This is a genomic window from Empedobacter sp. UBA7252 (assembly GCF_002472765.1).
Taxonomy (GTDB): domain Bacteria; phylum Bacteroidota; class Bacteroidia; order Flavobacteriales; family Weeksellaceae; genus Empedobacter; species Empedobacter falsenii_B.
This window is the reverse complement of the sequence record NZ_DKSQ01000005.1, coordinates 10,425-10,742: the sequence shown is the minus strand read 5'-3', so window position 1 is coordinate 10,742 and position 318 is coordinate 10,425. Positions and strand designations below refer to the sequence as shown.

Genomic DNA, 318 nt, shown 5'->3' with positions numbered 1-318 from the left:
ACCTCACCCTTCTCTACTTTACACTTACAAGTTGCGCAAACACCACCTTTACAAGCATAAGGTAAATCAGCTCCGTTTTGTAAAGCCGCATCTAAGATTGTGTCGCCATTGTAACCCAAATCAATCTGTAAAGCTGTTGCATCTAATTTAATGGTAACTTTACTCATTGTATCGTTTGATTGTTTTACAGCTTTTTGACGCTCTACCTTTTTCGCTTCTGCAGATGCACTATAGAATAATTCGAAATGTAAATGTTTTACATCAACTCCTGCTTCTACAAAAGCGTCACGACCGCTTAAAATCATTTCTTCTGGTCCA

At 38.1% G+C, this 318-nt stretch carries 1 protein-coding gene; it reads right to left on the bottom strand.

The window, feature by feature from the left end; all coding sequences use genetic code 11:
* Nucleotides 1-318: 2Fe-2S iron-sulfur cluster-binding protein (locus tag B2X73_RS01760; protein ID WP_291095607.1), on the bottom strand; the 318-nt coding region annotated here is incomplete at both ends.